The organism is Segniliparus sp. (genome assembly GCF_051660745.1).
In the GTDB taxonomy this organism is placed as follows: domain Bacteria; phylum Actinomycetota; class Actinomycetes; order Mycobacteriales; family Mycobacteriaceae; genus Segniliparus.
This window is the reverse complement of sequence record NZ_JBOFQF010000011.1, coordinates 1-23,633: the sequence shown is the minus strand read 5'-3', so window position 1 is coordinate 23,633 and position 23,633 is coordinate 1. Positions and strand designations below refer to the sequence as shown.

General features: G+C 68.5%; 21 protein-coding genes and 1 pseudogene. 15 read left to right on the top strand and 7 right to left on the bottom strand.

Features of this window, described 5'->3' with window-relative positions; all coding sequences use genetic code 11:
- The first annotated feature begins 26 nt into the window (after positions 1 to 26).
- Together ACRC20_RS03610 and ACRC20_RS03605 are read left to right on the top strand one after the other, a co-directional pair.
- Positions 27 to 854: an SDR family oxidoreductase gene (locus ACRC20_RS03610; RefSeq protein ID WP_438684976.1), complete on the top strand. Its 828-nt coding sequence runs from the start codon at positions 27 to 29 to the stop codon at positions 852 to 854.
- Positions 855 to 1,038: 184 nt separating this feature from the next.
- A complete protein-coding gene (locus tag ACRC20_RS03605) occupies positions 1,039 to 1,347 on the top strand; it encodes a hypothetical protein (RefSeq protein ID WP_438684975.1) in 309 nt (102 codons plus the stop codon).
- A gap of 82 nt (positions 1,348 to 1,429) precedes the next feature.
- Here the strand turns inward: ACRC20_RS03605 and ACRC20_RS03600 are convergent, their stop codons facing one another.
- From ACRC20_RS03600 to ACRC20_RS03590, 3 genes are all read right to left on the bottom strand, one after another.
- Positions 1,430 to 1,762 (bottom strand): DUF3349 domain-containing protein, encoded by a 333-nt coding sequence (locus tag ACRC20_RS03600; RefSeq protein WP_438684974.1) that lies wholly within the window; start codon positions 1,760 to 1,762, stop codon positions 1,430 to 1,432.
- Between the two features lie 96 nt (positions 1,763 to 1,858).
- On the bottom strand, positions 1,859 to 2,797 hold the full coding sequence (locus tag ACRC20_RS03595; RefSeq protein WP_438684973.1) for a hypothetical protein: 939 nt from the start codon (positions 2,795 to 2,797) through the stop codon (positions 1,859 to 1,861).
- 66 nt (positions 2,798 to 2,863) lie between these two features.
- Positions 2,864 to 3,274: a hypothetical protein gene (locus ACRC20_RS03590; RefSeq protein ID WP_438684972.1), complete on the bottom strand. Its 411-nt coding sequence runs from the start codon at positions 3,272 to 3,274 to the stop codon at positions 2,864 to 2,866.
- A gap of 88 nt (positions 3,275 to 3,362) precedes the next feature.
- On the opposite strand from ACRC20_RS03590, the gene ACRC20_RS03585 reads away from it, so the two are divergent.
- Genes ACRC20_RS03585 through der form a run of 8 tightly spaced genes read left to right on the top strand, consistent with a single transcriptional unit; the run spans position 3,363 to position 10,347 of the window.
- Positions 3,363 to 4,295 carry an RNA polymerase sigma-70 factor gene (locus ACRC20_RS03585; RefSeq protein ID WP_438684971.1) on the top strand — a complete coding sequence of 311 codons (933 nt, stop codon included), beginning with the start codon at positions 3,363 to 3,365 and terminating at the stop codon, positions 4,293 to 4,295.
- Between the two features lie 20 nt (positions 4,296 to 4,315).
- The gene (locus tag ACRC20_RS03580) at positions 4,316 to 5,083 is read left to right on the top strand and encodes an SDR family oxidoreductase (RefSeq protein ID WP_438684970.1); all 768 of its coding nucleotides are present in this window, start codon (positions 4,316 to 4,318) and stop codon (positions 5,081 to 5,083) included.
- A 47-nt stretch (positions 5,084 to 5,130) separates the two neighbouring features.
- Entirely contained in the window at positions 5,131 to 6,021 is an 891-nt protein-coding gene (locus tag ACRC20_RS03575) for a ParA family protein (RefSeq protein ID WP_438684969.1), read from the top strand.
- Entirely contained in the window at positions 6,018 to 6,881 is an 864-nt protein-coding gene (locus tag ACRC20_RS03570) for a segregation and condensation protein A (RefSeq protein ID WP_438684968.1), read from the top strand. The genes ACRC20_RS03575 and ACRC20_RS03570 overlap by 4 nt, the downstream gene beginning before the upstream one ends.
- Entirely contained in the window at positions 6,878 to 7,522 is a 645-nt protein-coding gene (gene scpB, locus ACRC20_RS03565) for an SMC-Scp complex subunit ScpB (RefSeq protein WP_438684967.1), read from the top strand. The genes ACRC20_RS03570 and scpB overlap by 4 nt, the downstream gene beginning before the upstream one ends.
- Positions 7,512 to 8,303, top strand: coding sequence for a pseudouridine synthase (locus ACRC20_RS03560; protein WP_438684966.1), 792 nt, complete (start codon positions 7,512 to 7,514; stop codon positions 8,301 to 8,303). Before scpB ends, ACRC20_RS03560 begins: the two co-directional genes overlap by 11 nt.
- Positions 8,300 to 9,001 (top strand): (d)CMP kinase, encoded by a 702-nt coding sequence (cmk, locus tag ACRC20_RS03555; RefSeq protein ID WP_438684965.1) that lies wholly within the window; start codon positions 8,300 to 8,302, stop codon positions 8,999 to 9,001. The genes ACRC20_RS03560 and cmk overlap by 4 nt, the downstream gene beginning before the upstream one ends.
- The gene (gene der, locus ACRC20_RS03550; protein WP_438684964.1) at positions 8,998 to 10,347 is read left to right on the top strand and encodes a ribosome biogenesis GTPase Der; all 1,350 of its coding nucleotides are present in this window, start codon (positions 8,998 to 9,000) and stop codon (positions 10,345 to 10,347) included. The genes cmk and der overlap by 4 nt, the downstream gene beginning before the upstream one ends.
- Before the next feature lies 1 nt (position 10,348).
- On the opposite strand, the gene ACRC20_RS03545 is transcribed toward der, so the two are convergent.
- Positions 10,349 to 10,951: an excalibur calcium-binding domain-containing protein gene (locus ACRC20_RS03545; RefSeq protein WP_438684963.1), complete on the bottom strand. Its 603-nt coding sequence runs from the start codon at positions 10,949 to 10,951 to the stop codon at positions 10,349 to 10,351.
- A gap of 229 nt (positions 10,952 to 11,180) precedes the next feature.
- Between ACRC20_RS03545 and ACRC20_RS03540 the strand changes: the two genes are divergently transcribed.
- Positions 11,181 to 14,564, top strand: coding sequence for a pyruvate carboxylase (locus ACRC20_RS03540; protein WP_438684962.1), 3,384 nt, complete (start codon positions 11,181 to 11,183; stop codon positions 14,562 to 14,564).
- Positions 14,565 to 14,579: 15 nt separating this feature from the next.
- Positions 14,580 to 15,632: a GTP pyrophosphokinase gene (locus tag ACRC20_RS03535; RefSeq protein WP_438684961.1), complete on the top strand. Its 1,053-nt coding sequence runs from the start codon at positions 14,580 to 14,582 to the stop codon at positions 15,630 to 15,632.
- A gap of 3 nt (positions 15,633 to 15,635) precedes the next feature.
- Here the strand turns inward: ACRC20_RS03535 and ACRC20_RS03530 are convergent, their stop codons facing one another.
- On the bottom strand, positions 15,636 to 16,466 hold the full coding sequence (locus tag ACRC20_RS03530) for a class I SAM-dependent methyltransferase (protein ID WP_438684960.1): 831 nt from the start codon (positions 16,464 to 16,466) through the stop codon (positions 15,636 to 15,638).
- 257 nt (positions 16,467 to 16,723) lie between these two features.
- On the opposite strand from ACRC20_RS03530, the gene ACRC20_RS03525 reads away from it, so the two are divergent.
- Both ACRC20_RS03525 and ACRC20_RS03520 read left to right on the top strand, forming a co-directional pair.
- The gene (locus tag ACRC20_RS03525; protein WP_438684959.1) at positions 16,724 to 18,034 is read left to right on the top strand and encodes a magnesium transporter MgtE N-terminal domain-containing protein; all 1,311 of its coding nucleotides are present in this window, start codon (positions 16,724 to 16,726) and stop codon (positions 18,032 to 18,034) included.
- Complete coding sequence (locus tag ACRC20_RS03520) at positions 18,027 to 19,697, top strand: Nramp family divalent metal transporter (RefSeq protein WP_438684958.1); 1,671 nt, start codon at positions 18,027 to 18,029, stop codon at positions 19,695 to 19,697. Before ACRC20_RS03525 ends, ACRC20_RS03520 begins: the two co-directional genes overlap by 8 nt.
- Before the next feature lie 30 nt (positions 19,698 to 19,727).
- Here the strand turns inward: ACRC20_RS03520 and ACRC20_RS03515 are convergent, their stop codons facing one another.
- Both ACRC20_RS03515 and ACRC20_RS03510 read right to left on the bottom strand, forming a co-directional pair.
- Positions 19,728 to 20,534 (bottom strand): S1/P1 nuclease, encoded by an 807-nt coding sequence (locus ACRC20_RS03515; protein ID WP_438684957.1) that lies wholly within the window; start codon positions 20,532 to 20,534, stop codon positions 19,728 to 19,730.
- A gap of 217 nt (positions 20,535 to 20,751) precedes the next feature.
- Complete coding sequence (locus tag ACRC20_RS03510) at positions 20,752 to 22,986, bottom strand: FAD-binding oxidoreductase (protein WP_438684956.1); 2,235 nt, start codon at positions 22,984 to 22,986, stop codon at positions 20,752 to 20,754.
- Positions 22,987 to 23,421: 435 nt separating this feature from the next.
- Here ACRC20_RS03510 and ACRC20_RS03505 point away from each other — a divergent pair.
- A pseudogene (locus ACRC20_RS03505) lies at positions 23,422 to 23,633 on the top strand (MspA family porin); the annotation flags it as partial.

Here is a 23,633-nt window from a genome sequence, read left to right as displayed (position 1 = left end):
ACTGCCGGAGTGCTACGGTGCTGGGCATGGGCAAACGTGTTCTTGTGACCGGGGCGGCCTCGGGCCTGGGCTTGCAGATCGCCGTGCGATTCGCGCGATCGGGCGCGAAGGTGCTGCTCGCCGATATAGACGAGACGGCGGGGGAGAAGGCGCGCGAGGAGGTCGCCCGGCACGGCGAAGCGGCGTTCCGCCGTCTCGACGTCACCGACCCCGGCGCGTGGGCGGAGGCGGTCGCGTGGTGCGAGCGCGAATGGGGCGGCCTCGACGTGTTGGTGAACAACGCGGGCGTGGCGGCGGCGGGCGAGTTCGAACAGATCTCGCCCGAGGACTGGGACTGGATCGTCAAGATCAACCTCCTCGGCCCCGTGTGGGGCTCCCGCGCGGTGGCGGGGCTCTTCAAGCGCCAGCGGTCGGGGCATATCGTCAACGTCGCCTCGCTGGCGGGGCTCATGAACCTGCCGGGCATGGCCTCCTACAACGTGACCAAGGCCGGGGTCGTCTCGCTCTCCGAGACGTTGCGCCACGAGCTGGCCCCGTACGGGATCAAGACGACCGTGGTGTGCCCGGCGTTCTTCGCCACGAACCTCGCCGACCGGATGCGCAGCACCGACCCCTTTTTCACCGAGCTGACCGGGAAGTTCATGCGCGGCTCGAAGACCACGGCGGCGGAAGTCGCCGACGCGGTGTGGGGCGCCGTGCGGCAGGGCAGGTTCTTGCTCGTCGTGCCGTTCGACGCGCGCAGGACGTATCTGGCCAAAAAGCACTTGCCCGCGGTGGTCGACGTGTTCGTCGCGCGGGGCTGGGCCAGGGCCCGCGCGAGCCTGGCACGGGGCAAAACCGCCGCATCGGGGTAGCCGGTCGCGATGGCGCGGGCGCCATGGGACATGTGACTCCCGCCGGAGCAGAAAAGCGTGGTGGCGCGCATCACGAAAAGCGCGCGAAGAAATATGGCAGCAGTCACATAACAAGATTTTAAGAGCCGGTTTTCACTGGTCGCGACTCTGTCTCGCGGCGGGTTTCCGCCATAGCATCGGAGCTATGAAGCACACGACCTTCTCCCGGACCGGTTCCCGGTTGGCTGTCGCGGCCCCGCTCGCCGCGATCGCCGCGCTGCTCGCCGCCCCGTCGTTCGCGGCCGCCGCGCCAGGCGATCTCGGGACGAGATGCGCCGACTTCTTGTCCTCGCGGCCCGAGACCCAGGTGAGCATCGTGCGCGACATCCTCTCGTACCGGGGCGCGAGCCTGTCCGCGTCCTCCGGCGCCGACGCGTCGCTGGTGAACTCGGCGATCGCGGGCTGCCAGAGCAACTTCGGCGGCTCGGTCTCCGAGGTCCTCGGCGGACACTGATCCTGTCAGACAAAGAAAGAAGGGCCTTCCGCGCGGAAGGCCCTTCTTTCTTTGTCTGACTTTCTTTGTCTGACAGGTGGTCTTACGGGGTCGCGGTCAAGTCGAAGTCGTCCTCGTCCAGCGGCCAGCCGCCTGCGGCGAGTTTCTCGGCGACGCGCGCGATGTCTTCCTCGGTCGGCTCCGCGCCCTTCACCTCGGAGACCGACGCGGAGATCTCGTCCTTGTTGATGACCCCGTCCTCCAGCGCGTCGGATTCCGGGTCGACGAGCGTGCTGACCACTTCCTGCACCTGCTCTTCGGTGAGCCTGCGGCGCAAGAGCGCGACCAGCGGGATGCGGTCCTGGGGAGGCACGCCTTGCGGGTAGCCCGCGGTGAGCCAACGGAGGACTGCGATAGGGGAGAACGCTTGCGCCACCCCGCCATTATCGTCCTTGCGGATTCGGCGCGCACCAAGGGCGGGGCGGAGTCGTCAGAAATTATCCAGCTCGTCAGCCGGTGTTCGCCTCTTTGTTCACCACGGAGTGCTCGGGCCGCCGTCCAAGTCGTCGAGCACGCCCCAGAACGGCGTCTGGGGGTCTCGCTGGCGCGCGCCGTCCTCGTCGAGGAACGTGACCCTGCTGTACTGCCCCTCATGCCAGAAGTAGACCTCGGTGGAGAGCGGGGCCGGGGTGTCTTTGAACGTGAGCCAGGTCGACTGGCCCAATTCGTCCATGCCGCGCAGCGCCGCCGTGGACTCGCGCGGGACGTGCCAGATCAGGATGTTCGCGGCGGGAACGGAGAAGAGCACGCCGTGCCTCGCCTCGCCGATCAGGTTCTCAAGGAGGGCGGGGAAGTCGAGGACCTTCCCGGAGATGAAGACGGTGTCGCCGATGACGAACTTCAGGTCGTACTTGCTGTTGGGCACGGGCTGGGGCTGCACCTTGAGGTAGTTCGACGCGCGCTGGCCCTGCGCCCAGAGCCCCTCGGCTTCGTGCCCGGCGATCTCCTCGTCGGTGAGCACGGCGGTGACCTGGGGCAGTTCCACGCCGAGAACGCCGACCAGCTGGCCAACGAGCGGCTTGCGGTAGGTGTGCTCCGTGTCCAAGTCCTCGGCGAAGGCGGGCGTGACGATGCGGGTGTGCACTTTCGAGAGCATGTCGCCCTGGTCGAACTCGATCGTGGTCGGCATATTGCGGACCGCGACGATGTTCGCCACCCAGCGGTCGACAGCCTCGGGCCAGAAGTCCGGCTCGCCCGCGTCCGCGCAGGCGTCCATGACCTCCCTGGTCCGGTACGTCTGTCCGCCGGTGACGGCGACCTCTTCGCCGCTCACCGAGGCGCGAAGGCTGTGCTGCGCGAACGCGTCGGCGACAAGGCCCTCGATGTGGGCCACGTCCTCGGTGCCGAGCCGGGGGAACAGCCCGTCCTGCGGCTGGAACGGCGGCTGGCGGTAGGACCCGAACATGCTCATTGGCTTCTCCCCTTCGACGGTGCGTGACGCTCTTGGCCGCGTTTGGACGGCGCGGACTCCTCCAGATTACTTGCGAGCCGTGCGCAGCATGAGGGCGGAGAGCACGAGCGATCCGCCGAGGACCGCCGTCATGCCGACTTGGTCGGGGACGGCGAACATCGCGAGGTGTTGGAGGTGGAAGGCGAGATGCGCGAGGTTGAACACCGTCCACCCGAGCCCGAGCAGCCGCAAAGAGCCGGGCTCTGCGCGCAGCGCGGCCCACGCGCTCATCGCCCCCAGCCCTGCGTAGAAGCCGCCGACGTCGCGGATCAGGTGCTCGTTGTACGGCCCGAGCCCGTCCACCCAGTGATGGAAGAAGCTCCCGAAGAGCGGGAAATCCGTGTAGAAGGACAGCGGGAAGAACAGCGCCCAGACCCCGGTGCAGGCGGCGGTGGCCGCCAACGCCGCGGCGCAGGCTCGTTGTGCGGAGATCGTCATACTCGGACGACCGGACGGCGGCCCGGAATGTGACGGCAAAGGCGGGGCAGTCGGCGGCCGGCAGGTAATGGCGGGCAGATAATGAGGCATGGCTTCCGACGGTCTGGACGAGTTCGCGGCGCACCGCCGCGTGCTCTTCGCCGTCGCCTACCGGATGCTCGGCTCCGCTGCCGACGCGGACGACGCCGTGCAGGACGCGTGGTTGCGCTGGCAGGGCGCGGACCGCGCCCGCGTCGTGAACCCCGGCGCGTTCCTCGTCAAGACGGTGACGAACCTGTGCCTCAACGAATTGGGCTCCGCCCGAGCCCGGCGCGAGGTGTACGTCGGGCCGTGGCTGCCCGAGCCGGTGCTCACCAAGGACGGGGAGCTGGGCCCGTTGGAGACGGCCGAGCAGCGCGAGGCGGTGTCGGTCGCGGTGCTCGTCCTGCTCGAGCGGCTCTCCCCGCCGGAACGCGCCGCGTACGTGCTCCGGGAGGCGTTCGGCTACAGCCACCGCGAGGTCGCCTCCCTGATCGGCACGTCCGAGGCCAACGCCCGTCAGCTCTACAGCAGGGCGAAAGCGGGCGTTGGCTCGCGACCGGCGCGCACGGTCGACCCGGCGCGGTGGGCCGAGCTGGTCGCGAGGTTCTTGGCGGCCGCCCAGAGCGGAGACATGGCGGCGCTGGAGTCGATGCTCGCCAGCGAAGCCGTCTCGTCGGCGGACGGCGGCGGCCTCGTGTCCGCCGCGCGCAATCCGATCCGAGGCGCGGACCGAGTCGCCCGCTACTTCGCCGGGCTCTCCTCCGCGCGGTTCAGCGCGGGGCTGCGGCTCGAGCTCGCCGAGGCCAACGGCGAGCCGTGCGTTTTGGCCTTCGCGGCGGACGGCGCTCTCCGCTTGGTCGCGTTCTTCGAGATCGCGGGCGAGAAGGTCGTGCACATCCGGTTGGTGCTCAACCCGCAGAAGCTGGCCCGCGCGGCGGCGCAGCTCGACCGCCTCGCGGCGTTGTCACACATGGCGGAGCTGCCCGGTCAGAAGTGGTGAACCGACCGAAGGAGCATCGTATGACCACCACACTCGTCACAGGCGGAACCGGCCAGCTCGGCGTCCCGACGACCGCCGGATTGCGCGCGGCAGGGCACGACGTGCGCGTCCTCTCCCGCAAATCGGGGCCGGGGCTCGTCACCGCCGACGTGACGAGCGGGGCGGGCGTCGCCGAAGCCGTCGCGGGCGTCGACGTGATCGTGCACATGGTGAGCACGTTCGGCAAGGGCGACAGCGCGGCGAGGGGCGACGTGCCGGTCACGGAGAAGCTGGTCGAGGCCGCGAAAGCCGCTGGGGTCGGCCACCTGGTGTTCGTCTCGATCATCGGGGTGGACAAGATCCCGCTGCCGTACTACAAGACGAAGCTCGCCATCGAAGAGCTGCTGCGCGGCTCCGGCCTCGCGCACACCGTCCTGCGGATCGCGCAGTTCCACTCGTTCGTCGAGCAGATCTTCACCGCGCAGCGCCGCCTGCCCGCGCTGTTCGCCCCGGCGTTCTCGTTCCAGCCGATCGCCGTCGGCGACGCGGCGAAACGGATCGTCGAGATCGCGAACGGCGCGCCGCAGGGCCGGGCCGCCGACATCGCGGGCCCCGAGGCCGCCAGGGCCGCCGAATGGGCCAGGCAGTGGAAGGCTTCTGTTGGATCGCGCAAACCGGTCGTCCCGTTCTGGCTGCCGGGGAAAACCTTCGCGGGCTACGCGGCGGGGCACAACCTCGCGCCCGAGGCTCCTTACGGCCGCGTGACCTTCGCCGAGCACCTCGCGGCGGGGCAGGCTGCGGGGAAGTAGGCCTGTCGGTCGGACACGTTGTCCCGCGACGGGTAAACTGCACGGTCATGACGACGCAGCAACCACCGCTGGTGGATCTGCCTGCCGCAGGCGAAGAGCCGGAGCTCGGCCCCACCGGCCGGCCCAAACGCCCTCTCCCCGAACCGCAGCAGCTGAAAACCCATGGTCCAGCGAAGATCATCGCGGTCTGCAACCAGAAGGGCGGGGTGGGGAAGACCACCTCGACGATCAACCTCGGCGCCGCCCTCGCGAAATTCGGCAGGCGCACGCTGCTCGTGGACCTCGACCCCCAGGGCGCCCTCTCCGCAGGGCTCGGGGTCGCGCACCACGACCTTGAGAACACGGTGCACAACCTCCTCGTCGGCCCGAAAGCCGACATCGACGACGTCCTCATGCGCACCAGGCTCGACGGGCTCGACCTCCTGCCGAGCAATATCGACCTTTCGGCCGCCGAGATCCAACTCGTCAACGAGGTGGGCCGCGAGCATGCGCTGGGCAGGGCGCTGCGCAGCGTCGAAGCGGACTACGACTACATCCTCATCGACTGCCAGCCCAGCCTCGGCCTGTTGACGCTCAACGCTTTGGCCTGCGCGGAGGGCGTGCTCATCCCGATGGAGTGCGAGTTCTTCAGCCTCCGAGGCCTCGCCCTCCTCCAAGACACGGTCGAGAAGGTGCGCGACCGGCTCAACCCGAAGCTCGACATCGTCGGCATCGTCATGACGATGTTCGACTCGCGCACGCTGCACGCCCGCGAGGTCATGACCCGCGTGGTCGAGGTGTTCGACGACACCGTCTTCGACACGGTGATCAACCGGACCGTCCGGTTCCCCGAGACTTCCGTCGCCGGGGAGCCGATCATCACCTGGGCCCCCGAGTCCGCGGGCGCGAAAGCATACTTGGACCTGGGCAAAGAGTTCATCTCCCGCAGCGAGTCATGACCAAGCCGTCGTTTGAGCTCACCATCTCGAATTTCTCGGGGCCGTTCGAACTCCTTCTGGACTTGATCTCGAAGCGAGAGCTGGACCTCACGACCCTCGCGCTCGCCGAGGTCACCGACGAGTTCATCGCCCACACGCGCAAACTCGGCGACCGGTTCGCCGCCGCCCAAGGGCCCCGTCGGAATTCTTGGCTCCCTGGCGAGGATCAAACGATTGCGGCAGACATGGCGGGAGGGCCAAGAATTCCGATGGGAACGGGTGACCTCGGCGCGATCACCGAGTTCCTCGTCATCGCCGCGACGCTCCTGCAGCTCAAAGCGACGCGACTGCTGCCGTCGTCCGAGCCCGAGGACCCCGAGGCGCTCGCCCTGCTGGAGGCGCGCGACGTGCTCTTCGCGAAACTCCTGCAATATCGGGCCTATCGTGCTGTCGCCGCACGGTTCGCCGAGCTCATGGCCGATTCGGAGCGGCGTTTCCCCGCAGCGCCCGCCGCTGTGGAAGAGGAGGCGCGCGCGGCCAAGGCGAAGCCTGCGAGCATCGGCGTGGACCTCCTGTCGTTCGCCAAGATCGCCGCCGAAGCGCTCGCGCCGAAGCCCGTCCCCGAGGTCGCGACCGGGCATATGCACACCAAGCCGGTGAGCGTCGCGGAACAGGCGATGCTGCTGTTCGGCCTGATCGGCGGCAGGGAGCCTTCGCAGTGGTGGGATTTCACCGAGCTGGTGGCCGAGATCCTTGGCAGCAGGGAGTTGTGGGTGGCGCGTTTCCTCGCGGTGCTGCGCCTGCACGGCGAGGCGAAGATCGAATTCGAGCAGGACGAGCCGCTCGCCCCGCTCCGGCTGCGGGCGGTGGCCGCCGCATGACGGGGGAGCTCGAGCCCCCGCCGCAGGAGCTCGCCGACGACGCGCTGCGCGCCGCCCTCGAGGCGATGCTCCTGGTTGTCTCCGCGCCCGCGCCCGCGCAGGATTTCGCCGAGGCGGTCGGCCAGCCCGTTGCCAGAGTCGACGCGGCGTTGCGCGCCCTGGCCGACGAGCTCGCGAGCCGGGAAAGCGGTATCGAACTGCGCGAAGTCGGGGACGGCTGGCGGTTCTACACCAGCGGGCCGCAGTCCTGGGCGGTGCGCGCGTTCCTTCGCGAGCAGGGCCGGGTGAAGCTCTCGGGGGCCGCGTTGGAGACGCTCGCCATCGCGGCGTACCGGCAGCCCGTCACCCGGTCGCAGATCAACGCGATCCGAGGAGTGGACAGCGACGGCGTGCTGCGCTCGCTGGTCGCGCGCGAGCTCTTGGCCCCAACCGGGACGGAGCCGGGCACCGGGGCGATCGTCTACGAGACGACCGACGGACTCCTGGAGCAGCTGGGGATTGCGTCGCTCGCGGAGCTGCCCGACATCGAGCCGCTGTTGCCCGGCCCCGAGTCCGTCGAGGAGATTTTGACCGATCCCAGGCTCGAAATGGCACAGAGCATAGAGCCCGCTCCGCTAGTCTGGAATGTCGATGTCGAATGACCCCGCCCCCGGACCCCAGCCCGTCGGCTGCGGAGAGAAAGCTCAGCGCCTGCACAAAGTGTTGGCGCGCGCAGGCGTCGCCTCCCGCCGGGGCTCGGAGCAGCTGATCGCGGAGGGCCGTGTGTCGGTGGACGGCCGGCTCGTCACCGAGCAGGGCGTGCTCGTGGACCCCGAAGTCGCCATCGTGGAGGTGGACGGGAAGCGGATCGCGGTGGACGACCGGCACGCCACCTACGCGCTCAACAAACCAAAAGGCGTGGTCACGGCCATGTCTGACGCCCACGGGTGGTGTGTCGGCGATCTGCTGCGCGAACAATCGGACCTGCCGCCGGGGCTCTTCCACGTCGGGCGGCTCGACGGCGACACCACGGGGCTGTTGTTGGTCACCAACGACGGCGAGCTCGCGCACCGGCTCATCCACCCCTCGTACGAGATCCCCAAGACCTACCTCGCCACCGTGCGCGGCTCCGTCGCGAGACGCGCGGTGGAGCGGCTGCGTTCGGGCGTGACGCTGGAGGACGGGCCCGCGCGGGCGGACGACGTCGCCGTGCGGGGCTCGCAGCGGGACCGCACCGTCGTGGAGATCACGCTGCACGAGGGCCGCAACCGGATCGTGCGCCGGATGTTCGAGGAGGTCGGGCACCCGGTGGTCGAGCTCGCCCGACTGCGGATCGGCCCGATCCGGCTCGGCGATTTGAAGACAGGGGCGCTGCGGGCGCTCCGCCCAGCAGAGGTCGGCGCGTTGTGGGCCGCCGTGGATCAGAAGGCGGTGCGCGAGTGAACGGACGAGAGGGTCGTCTGGTCGTGGCGATCGACGGGCCGAGCGGCGTGGGGAAGTCGACGGTCGCGAAGGGCCTCGCGGTCGCGAGCGGGGCGAAGTACTTGAACACCGGCTCGATGTACCGGGTGGCCGCGTTGCAGGTGCTGCGCGAAGGCGTGGACCCTGCGGACCACGACGCGACGGCAGAGGTCAGCGCGAGGCTGTCCGCGACGGGCCGGGTGGCGCTCGGCACCGAGCCGGACGACGACCGGGTCTGGCTCGACGGGGAAGAGGTCTCTGCCGAGCTGCGCGGCGACGCGGTGACCACCGTGGTCTCCGCAGTCGCGGCCTCCCCGAAGCTGCGCGAGCAGCTGGTCGCGATCCAGCGGTCGCTGATCGCCGCGCACGACCGGATCGTGGTGGAGGGCCGCGACATCGGGTCCGTCGTGGCCCCGGACGCGGACGTGAAGGTGTTTTTGACCGCCTCGCCCGCCGCGCGCGCCGACCGGCGGGCCGCGCAGAACCAAGAATTGCGCGTCGGCGGGGACCGGACCCAGGTGCTCGAAGACCTCGAACGCCGAGACGCGTACGACTCGAGCCGCGAGGCTTCGCCGTTCCGCCAGGTCGAGGGCGCGCTGCTGCTCGACACCTCGGAGCTGTCGGCGCAGGAGGCCATCGAGCGGCTCGCGGGCGTGCTGAAAGAGCGGAGATTGATATGACGGGACGAAATCCAGAGCAGCGTTTGCCGGTGATCGCCATTGTGGGCCGTCCCAACGTCGGCAAGTCGACATTGGTGAACCGGTTCGTCGGCAGGCGCGCTGCCGTGGTCGAGGACGTGCCCGGGGTGACGCGGGACCGGGTCTCGTACGACGCCGAATGGAACGGGCGGAGCTTCCTCGTGCAGGACACCGGCGGCTGGGAGCCCGACGCGACTGGCATCGGGCTGTCCATCGCGCAACAGGCCGAACTGGCCATGGCGACCGCAGACGTGATCCTCCTCGTCGTGGACGCGCAAGCAGGCGCGACCGGGGTGGACGAAGTGCTGGCGAAGTCGCTGCGCCGTTCGAAAAAGCCGGTCTTCCTGGTGGGGAACAAGTCGGACAACCCGCAGATCGAGGACGAGTCCTCGGGGCTGTGGTCGCTCGGGCTCGGCAGGCCCTACCCGGTCTCGGCCTTGCACGGCAAGGGGGCCGGGGACCTCTTGGACGCCGCGCTCGAGTCGGTGCCCGCCGTGCTGGTCGCCGAGGACGACGGGCCGAGGCCTCGGCGAGTCGCCCTCATCGGCAGGCCGAACGTGGGCAAGTCCTCCCTCATCAACAAGCTCGCAGGCGAGAACCGCTCCGTGGTGAACGAGATGGCGGGCACCACGGTGGACCCGGTCGACTCCCTCATCACCCTCGACGACGAGGAGTGGCAGTTCGTGGACACCGCAGGCCTGCGCCGCAAAGTCGGCCAAGCCTCCGGGCACGAGTTCTACGCCGCTGTGCGGACCAAGAGCGCGATCGAGGCCGCCGAGGTCGTGATCGTCCTCATCGACGCGTCCGTGCCGCTCACCGAGCAGGACCAGCGAGTGTTCGGGATGGTCGGCGAATCGGGCCGGGCCTTGGTCATCGCCTGCAACAAATGGGATCTCGTGGACGAGGACCGCAGGCTGACGCTGGAGAAGGAGCTCGACCGAGGCCTGACCAGGGTGACCTGGGCTCCGAGGGTGAACATCTCGGCGCTCTCGGGCCGGGCGGTGCACAAGCTGGCCCCCGCGCTGCGCGTCGCGCTCGCGAACTGGGAGCAGCGCATTCCGACCGGCGAGCTCAACCAGTGGCTCTCCGAGGTCGTCGCGGCCACGCCGCCCCCGCCGCGAGGGGGGAGGATCCCGAGGATCCTCTACGCCACCCAGGCGACCACGCAGCCGCCGACGTTCGTGCTCTTCACCACGGGGTTCTTGGAGGCCGGCTACCGGCGCTTCCTCGAGCGCAAGCTCCGCGAGACCTTCGGCTTCGAGGGCACCCCGATCCAGATCAACGTCCGCGAGCGCGAGAAGCGGGGCCCCAAGCCCAAGCGGAGCTGAGCTATTCGGTCACAGATTTCCAGATATTGTCAGCGCCGGTGCAGAACAACGGCACCCCGATGGCAGTCTCAGCCACATAGTTCTGCCGAGAAGAGCATGGCGCTCCCCGTTCTTGCACACCGATGAACGTGGCGCTCATCAAGTTCCACTGCGGAGGGGCTGAGGGATTCTCTGGATAGACGCAGAAAAATTCCTGGCCGCTCGCGTCCTTGCCGAAGATATGACGCTCGGCGTTGCAGCATGGCGCGCCGAGGACTGGCGCGGAGCAGCCGGCGGGCGAGGCCGAGGATGACGTCGTCGGGGGAGAGGTGGACGCGAAGGGCGCCATGGGAGCGCTGGTCGGGAGGGCAGGCGTGGGAACCGATGGGACCGATCCGCGTCCCCCGGACGAAGAGCGCGAGCCGCCGCCCGTCTCGCAGGCGACGCCGTCTCCGTCGCGGTCCAGCTTCGAGCTGTACCCCGGATCGCCTCTGTACAAGGGCGCCGCGCCGTCCGCGCGGGCCTCGGCGCAGCTCCGGTAGGGCGGGCCCGCCCAAGCCTCGGGCGAGAGGAGGAACGGCGCGACTGGCCCGAGGACGAGCGCGGCGAGCGCGAGTTTCCGCATGGCGATTCCTGAGATAGGCAGTTGTCCCACAAGCAGTGGTCGAGAGATATGTATCACTCGCCGTGTTCCGCCTGCCCGGTTTTGCCGCAGAGTCTGTCAGGTCGTCCTGGCGAAACTCCCGGCAGCGCCGCGAGCGCGCGCAGATATGACCCTGAAGCTATATGGCGGATCGTCGGACCAGGCCGTATGACCTGCACGACCATGGAGCGAATGTTGTAGCGTACTGCGCATGTTCTCGAAGATTTTGGTCGCAAACCGTGGCGAGATCGCCGTCCGAGCTTTCCGCGCTTCCTTCGAGCTCGGCGCGAGCACCGTCGCGGTCTACCCCTACGAGGACCGGTATTCGCTGCACCGCCTCAAGGCCGACGAGGCCTACCAGATCGGCGAGATCGGACACCCGGTGCGGGCGTATCTCGACGTCGACGCGGTCGTGGAGGTCGCGAAGCGGTGCGGGGCCGACGCGATCTACCCCGGCTACGGCTTCCTCTCGGAGAACCCGACCCTCGCGGCCGCCTGCGCGGAGGCTGGGATCGCGTTCATCGGGCCGTCCGCCGAGATCCTCGAGCTCACCGGCGACAAGTCCCGCGCGATCGCGGCCGCGCGCGAGGCGGGCCTGCCTGTCCTCGCCTCGGTCCCGCCCTCCTCGGACGTCGAGGAGCTGCTCGCAGCGGCCGAAGAGATGTCGTTCCCGGTCTTCGTGAAGGCTGTGGCGGGCGGCGGCGGGCGCGGGATGCGCCGCGTCGGCGAGCGCTCCGAGCTGCGCGAGGCGATCCTCGCGGCCTCCCGCGAGGCCGAGGCCGCGTTCGGCGACGGCACCGTCTTCCTCGAGCAGGCGGTGATCAACCCGAGGCATATCGAGGTGCAGATCCTCGCGGACTTCTCCGGCTCGGTGATCCACCTCTACGAGCGGGACTGCAGCCTGCAGCGCCGCCACCAGAAGGTGATCGAGCTGGCCCCGGCCCCGAACCTCGACCCACAGCTGCGGGAGCGGATCTGCGCGGACGCGGTCGCCTTCGCCCGGCACATCGGCTACCGCTGCGCGGGCACGGTCGAGTTCCTGGTGGACGAGCAGGGCAGGCACGTGTTCATCGAGATGAACCCGCGCATCCAGGTCGAGCACACGGTCACCGAGGAGATCACCGACGTGGACCTGGTGCAGAGCCAGCTGCGGGTGGCGGCGGGAGAGACGCTCGCGCAGCTGGGCCTGACCCAGGACTCGATCCGCCCGCACGGCGCGGCGCTGCAGTGCCGGATCACCACCGAGGACCCGACGAACGGCTTCCGCCCGGACACCGGGCGGATCACCGCCTACCGCAGCCCCGGCGGCGCGGGCGTGCGGCTCGACGGCGGCACGAGCCTGCGGGCCGAGGTCAGCGCGCACTTCGACTCCATGCTCGTCAAGCTCACCTGCCGGGGGAAGGATTTCGAGACAGCGGTCTCGCGCGCCCGTCGCGCGGTCGCGGAGTTCCGGATCCGGGGCGTGGCCACGAACATCCCGTTCCTGCAGGCGGTGCTGGACGACCCGGACTTCCAGGCGGGACGGGTCACCACGTCGTTCATCGAGGAGCGCCCCGGCCTGCTCACCGCGCGGCAGTCGGGGGACCGGGCCTCGAAGATCCTCGACTATCTGGCGGACATCACGGTCAACCGCCCGCATGGCGAGCGCCCCTCGACGGTGTACCCGCACGACAAGCTCCCGAAGATCGATCTGAAAGCCGAGCCGCAGGCGGGCTCGCGCCAGCGCCTGCTGGCGCTCGGCCCGGAGGGGTTCGCCCGGCGCCTGCGCGAGAGCCCAGGGGTGGGCCTGACCGACACCACCTTCCGCGACGCGCACCAGTCGCTGCTCGCGACCCGGCTGCGCAGCACCGGCCTGCTCGCCGTCGCGCCGTACATCGCGCGGATGACGCCGCAGCTCCTCTCCATCGAGTGCTGGGGCGGCGCGACCTACGACGTGGCGCTGCGGTTCCTCAAGGAGGACCCGTGGGAGCGGCTCGCCGCCCTGCGCGAGGCGGTCCCCAACATCTGCCTGCAGATGCTGCTGCGCGGGCGCAACACCGTCGGCTACACCCCGTACCCGACGAAGGTCACCGACGCGTTCGTGCGCGAGGCAACCGCGACGGGCATCGACATCTACCGGATCTTCGACGCGCTCAACAACGTCGACTCGATGCGCCCGGCCATCGACGCCGTGCGCGAGACCGGCTCCTCGGTCGCCGAAGTCGCCCTCTGCTACACCGGGGACCTCTCCGACCCGGGCGAGCGCCTGTACACCCTGGACTACTACCTCAAGCTCGCCGAGCAGATCGTCGAGGCAGGGGCGCACGTCCTCGCGATCAAAGACATGGCGGGCCTTTTGCGGCCCCCGGCGGCCGCGACGCTGGTCTCGGCCCTGCGCTCGCGGTTCGACCTCCCGGTGCACGTGCACACCCACGACACCCCGGGCGGGCAGCTCGCGACGTACTACGCGGCCTGGCAGGCGGGCGCGGACGCGGTGGACGGCGCCGCCGCGCCGCTCTCCGGGACGACCAGCCAGCCCGCGCTGTCCTCGATCGTGGCGGCCGCCGCGAACACCCCGCAGGACACTGGGGTGAGCCTCGCCGCAGTCTGCGCGCTGGAGCCTTACTGGGAGGCGATCCGCAAGGTGTACTCGCCCTTCGAGTCGGGCCTGCCCGCGCCGACCGGGCGGGTCTACGCGCACGAGATCCCCGGCGGGCAGCTCTCCAACCTGCGCCAGCAGGCCATCGCGCTGGGCCTCGGCGACAAGTTCGAGGCGGTGGAGGAGCGCTACGCGGCCGCCGACCGGATGCTCGGGCGCCTGGTGAAAGTGACCCCGTCCTCCAAGGTGGTCGGCGACCTCGCGCTCGCGCTGGTGGGCGCCGGGGTGAGCGCCGAGGAGTTCGCCGAGGACCCGGCGCGGTTCGACATCCCGGACTCGGTCATCGGATTCCTGCGCGGGGAGCTGGGCGACCCGCCGGGCGGCTGGCCCGAGCCCTTCCGCACCAAGGCGCTGGCAGGCCGGGCTCCGGAGAAGCCCGTCGCGGAGCTCGGCGAGGCGGACGAGGCCGGGCTCGACGGCTCCGGCGTGGAACGCCGCGCGACTCTCAACCGGCTCCTGTTCCCCGGCCCGGCCCGCGAGTTCCTCACGCATCGCGAGCAGTACGGCGACACGTCGCGCCTGTCTGCGAACCAGTTCTTCTACGGCCTGCGCCGAGGCGACGAGCACCGGGTGGAGCTGGAGCCCGGCGTGCAGCTGCTCATCGGCCTTGAGGCGATCTCCGACGCGGACGAGCGCGGCATGCGGACGGTGATGTTCATCCTCAACGGGCAGCTGCGCCCGGTGCAGGTGCGGGACCGCTCTGTGGCGAGCGTCGTCGCGGTCGCGGAGAAGGCGGACCGGGGCAATCCAGGGCACGTGCCCGCGCCGTTCGCGGGCACGGTCACGGTCGGCGTGGAACTGGGGCAGGAGGTCGGCGCGGGCGACACCATCGCGACCATCGAGGCGATGAAGATGGAGGCGGCGATCACCGCGCCGAAGGCGGGGAAGGTCGCTCGGGTCGCGGTCAGCCAGATCGCGCGGGTCGAAGGCGGCGATCTGCTGCTCGTTCTGGAGTGATTGGAGTCTCGCAAGATGGAGATATTTGCGAATCATGTGGAGTTGTATAGCCAGCGTCGCGATCTTTACGTCAAGGCTGCGAAGAAACTGCGCCAGGTGCTTACTGAATGCATGGAAGAAGCGAGTATCACTTACCTTGTGGTGAAGTCCCGCGCGAAAGAGGTCGCATCTTTTGAGAAAAAAAGCACTAAAGAGTCGGCTGACGGATCTCTGAAATATTCAGACCCACTAACAGAGATCACGGATTTGGTGGCCGCGAGAATAGTTACGTATTCAGAAGCATCGGTCGAAGATGTGTGTGCGATCATAGGGCAAAAATTCTTTTTAGACGAATCTGCGGACAAAGGGAAGGAAACGCGAGATAAAGGAGAGTTTGGCTATGCCAGCAAGCATTTTGTGGCGAAACTTCTTCCTACTTATTTTGGTATACCTGGATATAAAATCCTCGAGGATATGAGGTTTGAGATCCAAGTTCGCACTGCTGTCCAACATGCTTGGGCGGAGTACGAGCACTCGGTGCGCTACAAGGGCGGCTTCCCTAAGGGGGCGAACCCTGAGATAGACCGTGGCTTCGAGGCCGCTGCCGTGGACGCTGAGAGGCTGGATCGAGAGTTTGCCGAGATTGGACGCGTAGTCCGGGAGGCTTCTAGCGGAGTTTCGCAAGGCGAGAAGATACCTACGTCCTCATCTAAGGGGAATTCGTTTGCCAGAACATGGTTGACCGGAGCTTCGCTCCGGTCCTTCCTGGAGCAGCGATATTCTGGAGTTGGCCCTTCGAAGCGCATGTCATACGATTGGATTTCAGGGTTGTTGGTCCTTCATGGAATCGATTCGATTGAAGAACTTAGTGCGACGCTACAGGATGTTAACCATGAGTTAGTCGCACAGGCAATGGGGTATTCATATCCGGCGATGCATGTGCGTCGTCTGGACGATGATTTGTTACAGTCCCTAGGCCAAGGGTGGATCGAACGGTATAAAAGAGAAGTTCCAGAGGGGAAAGAGCATCTGAGTCATCTTCGAGCGAGAAGAAGGATGCTGCAGAACGCGGGCCTCTGGAGAGGCTGACGTTTAGCCGAAATCGAACTGCACATAGTGGCCGATGCTTTTCAACGGCGGGATCGCCAGCATGATCGCCGCGCCGATCCGCTGGGACCGGGTCATCGGGGCGATCCGGGCAGAGACTTCGAGCGCGCTGGGAGCCTCGACGCAGCGCGTGCGGGGCAGGCTCGCGGCCAGCGCCGCCGGATCGTCGATGGGCCAGCGCATCATCGACTGTCCGAAGGTGCGGCGCAGGAGCCGGTCCACCATGCGGTTGGCGAGCTTGCTCTGCGCGTCGAACACGATGCTCCCAGAGGGGAAGCGCTCGGCGGCCCCTCGGAAGAGGCCTCGGCCCTCGGCGGGGTCGAGGTACATCGTCAGGCCCTCGGCGACCAGGAGCGCGGGCAGATCGGCAGGGGCTTGCTCCAGCACGGCGGGGTCGGTGGCCGAGGCCGCGAACGCGCGGTAGTGCTCGCGGGCGGGGAAGAGCTTCTCCCGCGCGGCGACGACCTCGGGCAGGTCGACGTCGATCCACATGGTCTCGGGCCCAGGGTCGACGCGCCAGACCCGTGTGTCCAGGCCCGCCCCGAGGTGCAGGACGGTCGAGCGGGGATATTCGGCCAGGAAGCGCCGGACGTGGTCGTCGAAGTGCTTGCTCCGCGAGGACGCGGCGTTTTGCAGCCGTTTCGGGCTCTTGAGCCGCCCGAAGTCGTAGTCGAGGCGGTCGACGGCAGCCGAGGCGAACCGGTCGCCCAGAAGCGGCCTCGGCGAGCGCGCGTCCAGCGCCTTGCCGTACAGCGTGAGCAGGCAGGTCTGCATCGGCCCGCTGAAGTCGATCTGGACTTTCTCGTCGGCGGCCACGGCGCTCCTCGGTTCGATCGGACGGCGCGAGCACGCCGCTGCGAGGAGGTTACTCCCGCCGGGGCCGAGGCGGGCCGACGGATGTCGCGGCCCCGGCCAGTGACGTGGGTCTCCGGGCGAAGCGGTTGGGCGAAACTTGGGTTTCGCCCAACCGAACCCCGGTGTCGAGCGCTGGGCCGCAGCAAGGCATCCTGGAGTCTCGATCTGAAGTCCCACCCCAATCCCCGCGCGCGGGGACCTTCAGGAAGGCGTCGACCATGAGCGAGCAGGCCACCGCAGCCGTCCTCCATCTTTCCGGACTGTTACGAAGTCCGCTGACTGCCCGGTCCGGCGAGACAGTCGGCAGGGTGGACGATGTGATCGTCCGTCTGCGCGGCGCGGAGTACCCGCTCGTCACCGGGCTCGTCGCGCAAGTCGGCGGCAGGCGCGTGTACATCTCTACCGACCAAGTGGCCTCCCTCTCGTCGACCGGCGCCCAGCTCGGCTCCGAACGGGTCGACTTGCGCAGTTTCGAGCGGCGGGAGGGCGAGGTGCTGCTGTCTGCGGACATCCTCGACCACCGGCTGATCGACGTGGCCGAGGTCGAGCTGGTCCGCGCGTGGGACGTGGAGCTCGAAGAGACCCCGGAAGGATGGGTCCTCGCCCGGCTCGACACACGCCGCCCGGCCCGCTTCTTCGGCCTCATCCGGCAAGGCGACGGGCACTCTGGCCGGGACTGGAAGGCGTTCGCCCCGCTCATCGGGCACAACCCGAGCGCGCTCCTGCGCGGGAAGCAGGGCCTTTTGGCGAAACTGCACCCCGCCGACCTCGCCGACCTCCTGGAGGAGGCGGACAAGGCCGAGGGGGAGGAGATCTTGGAGCAGGTGAGCGCCGATCCCGAGCTGGAGGCCGACGTCTTCGAGGAGATGGACCCCGACCACGCGAACAAGCTGCTCGGCACGATGAGCGACGAGGAAGTCGCCGGGGTGCTCACGCATATGGAGGCCGACGACGCGGCGGACGCGATCAGCGAGCTGCGCCAGTCCCGGAGGCTCAAGGTGCTCGACTTGCTGCCTGCGGGGCAGCGCACGAAGGTGCTCACGCTCATGGGGTTCAACCCAGGCAGCGCGGGCGGGCGGATGAACACGGACGTGATCTCCCTCCCGACCACGGCCACAGTGCGCACGGCCATCGCGGCCATCTCCGCCGCGAAGGACTTCGAGCCGGAGTCCCTCGTCACCGCGCACGTCGTGGGCGAGTCCGGCCAGCTGGTCGGCGTGGTCGAGGTGATCACCCTGCTGCAGTCCGAGCCGGAAGCCCAGCTCGTCTCGGTGATGGACGACGACCCGGTGCGGGTCGGCCCGGAGGCCGACCTGGAGGACGTCGCCCTGCTCATGGACGACTACAACCTGCCGACCATCCCGGTGGTGGACCAGGACGGGAAGATCCTCGGCGTGGTGACCGTGGACGACGTCCTCGAAGAGATCATCCCGGACGACTGGCGAAGACGGACCCCTGATCCGCGCGCCGAGTCGGCCGCCTCGGAGACCGTCGAGTCCGACACCCCGCCAGGAGGCTCCCGTGACTGAGCGGCGGCTGGTCGAGCAGCAGAAGGCGGAGCACGAGCGGTCGGCGGTCCTCGACTCGGCGCACCTCGGCGACATCGAGGGCGCTTTCGGGAAGATCAAGGTCGGCGAGGCGGGCGAGCACACCAGCTTCAAGCAACGGGCGCTCACGCTTTTGGCGATCATGGGGCCGGGCATCATCGTCATGGTCGGCGACAACGACGCGGGCGGGGTGGCGACCTACGCCCAGGCCGGGCAGGGCTACGGCTACTCGCTCCTCTGGGTGCTGCTGCTGCTGATACCCGTGCTCGTCATCAACCAAGAGATGGTGGTGCGCCTCGGCGCGGTGACCGGCGTGGGGCACGCCCGGCTCATCAACGAGCGCTTCGGCAGAGGCTGGGGCTGGTTCTCGGTCGGCGACCTCTTCCTCCTGAACTTCCTCACCATCATCACCGAGTTCATCGGCGTCGCCTTGGCCTCGGAAGTCTTCGGAATCCCAAAACTCGTGGTGGTGCCGACAGCGGCGGTGGCGCTCGTGGCGATCATCGCCTCCGGCAGCTTCAAACGCTGGGAACAGGCGATGTTCGTCTTCATCGCCATCACGCTGGTCCAGATCCCGCTCTTGTTCCTCTGCGACCCGCATTGGGGCGAGGCGGCCGCGCATTTCGTGACCCCGAGCATCCGGGGCGGGATCAGCTCGGACGCGGTGCTCCTCATCATCGCCATGGTCGGGACGACGGTCGCGCCGTGGCAGCTCTTCTTCCAGCAGTCCAACATCATCGACAAGCGCATCACCCCCCGGTTCATCGGCTACGAGCGGGTCGACACGGTGATCGGCTCGTTCGTCGTGGTGCTCGGCGCGGCGGCCCTCGTCATGATCGCGGACTTCGCGGCCCGGACCACCGGCAACTCGGGCAAAGAGTTCGACGCGACGACCGGGGTCGCGGAGATCGCGGGCATGCTCTCACAGCACACGGACTGGCTCGGCAAGGCCTTCGCCATCGTCCTCCTCGACGCGAGCATCATCGGCGCGGCGGCGGTGACGCTCTCCACGAGCTACGCCTTCGGCGACGTCTTCGGTATCCGGCACTCGCTGCACCGGGGGTTCAAGGACGCCAAGCAGTTCTACTTCTCCTACACGGCGATGATCGCGCTCGCCGCCGGGATCACGCTGATCCCCGGCGCGCCGCTCGGACTGATCACCACGGCGGTGCAGGCGTTGGCGGGCTTGCTGCTCCCTTCGGCGAGCGTCTTCCTCCTGCTGCTCTGCAACGACCGCGAGGTGCTCGGCCCATGGGTGAATCCCCGCTGGCTCAACGCGGTCGCGGCCGTTATCGTCGGCGTGCTGCTGATGCTGTCCGGGATCCTCATGGCGACAACGCTCTTCCCAGGGCTTGACGTGGTGCAGCTCGCGATCTGGCTGGCGGTGGGGATCGTTGTGGTCGTCGCCGCCGCATGGGCGGTGCTCCGGCGGTTGGAGCGCCGAGCCCCGGCAGCGGCGAAGGCAGAGTCGCCGGTGCTGTCGCACAGCGCGAAGATGTCCTGGCGCATGCCGCCGCTGGCGTTGCTCAAACCCGTCCAATGGTCGGCAGGGACGAAATTCTCGATGCTCGCGCTGCGCACGTACCTCGTCGTCGGCGCGGTGCTCTTGGTGGTCAAGGCAGTGCAGCTCGGCAAGGGCGGCTGAGGCCGCCCTCGCCGAGCCGGAACTCCTGCGCTATCCGACGAGGATGGCGTTGAGGAGCTGCGCCAGGCGCTCGCCCCCCAGGTGCAGCCGCTGCTCCGCGACGGGGAGGTACTTGTCGGTGTACTCGGCCCCGATGGTGGCGGAGTCCGGGTAGGCGTGGATGGCGATGTTGCAGGACTCCTCGACCCACGTCGCGGGGTCGTTCTGCACGTCGGGGGCGGGGAGCTGGTCGTCGGGCATCGCTTCGAGGCGCCCGACGAGGGCGACGTCCGAGAGCTTGAGCGTTGCGAGCAGGCGGGTGTCCCACACGGAGTGCATGTTGGTGTGCGTGCCGTTGTAGGTGACGGGGTGGTCGTTCCCGCCCCGGTCGCTCTCGTACCCGGCGTGGAACGGCTGGTGCGCGTCGCCGACGAAGTGCACGACGAATTTGAGCGCCTGGGCGCGGTCGGAGTCCGGTTTCGTCGTGTCGGCGAGGATGGCGGTCTGCGTGCGCAGCGCCTCGACGACGTTCTGCCCGCCGCCCGCCGCCGAGGTGTAGGCGCAGTTGTTGTCGGCGATGTCGGCGAAGTGCCACGGCGCGGAGGTCTTGCCGAGCTCCGAGCCGTTCGAGCGGATGTCGTCCGCCCACGTCGCCACGCCCGCGAGCGTCGGGTTCGCCTCGCCCGCGAGCAGGCGGGCGACCACGCCCTTGGCCTCGGGGCCCAGGTGGTTGTCGGCATAGCCGCCGACGACGTCGTGGCCCTGCTTCCCCCAGGCGAACGCGGCGGGGGCGGGGGCGACGAGGGCTGCTGCGAGCAGGGCGGCGACGGAGACGGAGGCGCGAATTTTTGTGATCATACGGTCATATTGCCGGTCTGGCCCTGCTCGCTGGAAGGCGCAGTGCGCGGGCTTTTCGGGCTTGTCATGGACAATTCATCCCCGGCACGCCCAGGTGTACGCGCCCCGAACGGGCCGTGCGGCGGGGGAGGCCGCCGTCCCTGCGGCGGATGGCGAGGCGGTGGCCCGGATTTGTCCACGCTTGCGGCTCAGGTTCGGCGCGGCAGCGCGCTCCCTGTCAGAGGTCGAGGGCGATGTCGCTGACGGGCAAGCTGTTGCAGACGGTGATGCGGGTCTGCGGGTTGTCCTTGTCCTCGTCTTGGACGAAACCGCGCAGCTTGCCGGTGACGCAGGCGCGGCACAGGCCTTGCTCGCAGCCGGTGGGCACGTCGACGCCCGCGGCGCGGGCGGCTTCGAGCAGCGTGGTCTGGCCGTCGACTTCGATTTCGGAGCCGCTGCGCTGGAAGCGCACGGTGTGTCGCTGATCGGCGCGTCCGGCGGGGCGCTGCAGGACGGGCGGGGCGAACGACTCGGTGTGGAAACGGTGCTCGGGCACTCCGGAGTCGGCGCAGAGCTTGCGGGCGAGGTCGACCATGCCCGGCGGCGCGCAGACATAGACGTCTCGTCGGGCGAGGTCGTCGATCTCGCGGGCGAGCAGCTCGGCGCAGAGCCGTCCCTGGGTCGTGCTGCCGCCTCGGGCGGAGGGGCCGGTGGTGAAACGCTCGACCCGGATCCGGGCGCTTTTGGCGAGCTCGCGGATCTCGCGGTCGAAGATGACGGCGCGCTCGTCGTGGTTGAAGTAGAGCAGCACCGCGTCGGCGTCGGGCGCTTCGCGGACGACAGCGCGGAGCATCGAGATGATCGGGGTGATCCCGACGCCGCCTGCGATGAACGCCAGCTGCTGGGGGATGCTGTCCATGACGAACGGGCCGCCACTGGTCGGCGGCCCCACCAACGTGATCCGCTTGCCTTCGCGCAGCGCGTCGTTGAGGTAGTTGGAAGCGCGGCCGCCTGCGACGCGTTTGACGCAGATCTCGAAATGGTCGCTGCTGTCGCTGTCATGCACAAGGCTGTACTGGCGCACGAGGGCCTCGCCGCCGACGGGCACCCGCACCGAGACGAATGCCCCCGGCCGCCACGCGACGTGGTCCCAGCCGCGCGGTTTGGCGATCCGGAAGCAGCGCGCTTGCCCGTCAGCCTCCTCCCGTGCGGAGACGACCTTCGCCTGCGCGTTGAAGAATTTTGTGGCCCGCAGGTAAGGCTCGTCGGGATGGCGGCGGAAGCGGGAGCCGAACGCGAGGCGGCGCGCGGTGTCGATGGGCTTGCGCAGCAGCTTCAGGGGGTTGGGGCCCTCTCGCTCGCCCACGGGCAGGGCGAGCGAGGACAGTTTCTGCGCGGCCATGGGCACGTAGCGGTCGATGGCGAACATGTTGTAGAGCAGTCCGTGGCGCTCGCACAGTCCCCGGGTCTCCTCGGCGATCTCGCGCTGCCGGTTCGGCGGCAGATCGGGGAACAGGTGGTGTTCGAGGTGCGTGTCCAAGCCGCCGTAGAAGATCCGGAAGTCAGGGGGGTTCGGGTAGTCGACCTCGGCCAGGATGTTCTGCAGCCAGCGGTCGAGCCGCTCGGACGGCTCGAAGTTCGTGGTGGAGCGTATCTGGCGCTCGAAGTATTGGTCGGGAGTCTCCTCCGGCCCCGGGTCGTGGAAGACCTCGACGTTGGGGGTGTGGTGCTCGAGCGCGACGAGCAGCGCGACGGCCAAATGGCCCGCCGCGACCCCCAGCGCATTGCCTGCCAAGGTGTGCAGCGCCCGCCTGCCGGCCGCGATCGGCTCGCGCACGTAGTCGCGGAGCGCCTGGCGGGCGACGAGTCTTGTCACGGCGCGGAACGTCGAGGGCCGCAACACGCTGCGGCCTTCTGTTCGCGCGGCGGAGGAAGCGGTGTAAGCGCCGAAGAAGAAGGGTATCGTCGCGAAGAGCGCGGGCGCGACGAGGGCGAGCTGCGCGGCGTGATGGCCAAACCAGTCCTGGCCAGGCTGCAGCCGCAGGATGGAATACCCGAGGTCGTGGTCTTTGTCGATGATGTTGGTGTGCGGGTGATGGTTTTGATGGTGCATCACCTTCCACTCGCGCGGGTCGACATTCATGTCCCACTGCCACCGGTCCGAATGGAACTCCCCGCAATCCGGCAGGTGGTCGTAGCTGCCGTGCAGGATGTTGTGCCCCAACTCGGAGAACTCCAGGAGCGTGTGCAGCGCGTAGAGCACCACGCCGTGCCGGAACGCGCGAGGCGCCCCGCCCTCTTGCAGCAACGCTCGGCTGCGTTGCTTGATCGCCTGCGAGTAGGCGGCGACATTGCGGATATGGGCGAGGTCTTCTGCTCCCATACGGGCGCGTGTGCGCTCGTACAACGCCGCGATGTCGACCGCCAGCGTCGGCGCCGTGGTGTGTGGACTGTATTCCTGGGGGAGTGTCATCGGCCCTCTGCGATCATTCGCCGACCGCTGCACGGCGGTGAGAGTCACATCTCATGCGATGATTTTTGACAAAAGTGGTCCATTTGTCAAGTGAGAGGTTCCATGGAGCGGCGCTCGCGGGAAATTGCGGACGGAAGCGCTCGCCGCTCCGTCGGGCGGAGCTCGCTCGATCCGCTGCGACGGGCTCATGCGGAGAAATGCCGGGGCAAGGCTGAAACTCGCGCCACCCTGTGGGACCATTCGCGTCAACGGGGCCAGCTGCAGATGGCGGGCATGCCGCCTCGAACTTCTGTCGGTCACCTTCCCGTCTTTGTCTTGTCGGCTTTCGGCATGGTTCTCGTTCTCTTCCGGTGGTAGCTTCCTGCCCGCGCGCATGTGGCGCGAGTCTCGGCCCGGATGGCCCGGGGAGTGCAGGCTGACCGGAAGGGTTTGTGGATGGGCGGGCAGAGTTGGACGTCCCGGCGCGGGTGGGCGTTGGTTTTCGGTCTGGCGTTGGGGCTGACGGAGCCGGGTGTTGCGTTTGCGGATACGACGGTGGATCTGCCGGATGATTCGTTGACGCAGACGTTGCCGGATGGGACGGCGGTGACGTTGTCGGTGCGGGATCAGTATGCGATTGTTTCGCCTGCGATGGTGGCGGTGCAGAC